Annotated in this window: 1 protein-coding gene; it reads left to right on the top strand. The window is 66.3% G+C overall.

Annotation, left to right across the window (positions count from 1 at the left end):
• On the top strand, positions 1-584 hold a 584-nt coding region (locus tag ACXJKR_RS34245; RefSeq protein ID WP_457326657.1), incomplete at both ends, for a hypothetical protein.

Below are 584 nucleotides of genomic sequence, written 5' to 3' on the forward strand. Positions count from 1 at the left end.
CTGGAGCTCTGGTACGGCCTCGGCTACGGGAATGGCAATGCCTTGCGGCCAACCTCTGCTCCCAGGTCAGCCTCGCCCTGCCCTTCGGACGCACAGGCGCCGTACGCCCTCTGGTTTGAACTCAGCCCCTTCAGCGCGGACACCGAGCCAGCAGCTCGCGACGTCGCACGCAAGATCCTGGACCGCCACTTCGGCGCCGCCAATGTGGTCGCGGCCCATCAAGCCGCGCTGGCCACCGGAAAGCGGTATGTCTGCGAGTCGGGCGCCATGCCCGAGGCGGTACGCGCATGGCTTGCCGCGATCGGCGAGGCGTATTGGGCCGCATGGGAGGCGGCAGGACTGCCTGCCCTGACGTCAGAGCTGTCTCACGACAACCCGCAGCTCGATTGCAGCTGCGTGATGGTCGGACCCAACGGCACTCCGGAAGCCGAGCAAAAGCCGTTTGGGCTCCACAGGCGGATCTTTGACGTCTGGATCGAAGCGAGCGCCTTCGAGCCGGACGACGAGTCTTCGATTGCCGACTATGCGCGCGAGGCGCTCTGCACGAAGTTTGGCAGCCAGGAGGCCGTCCTCGAGGCTAAAGC

The sequence above is a fragment of the Roseateles sp. P5_E11 genome (assembly GCF_054049355.1).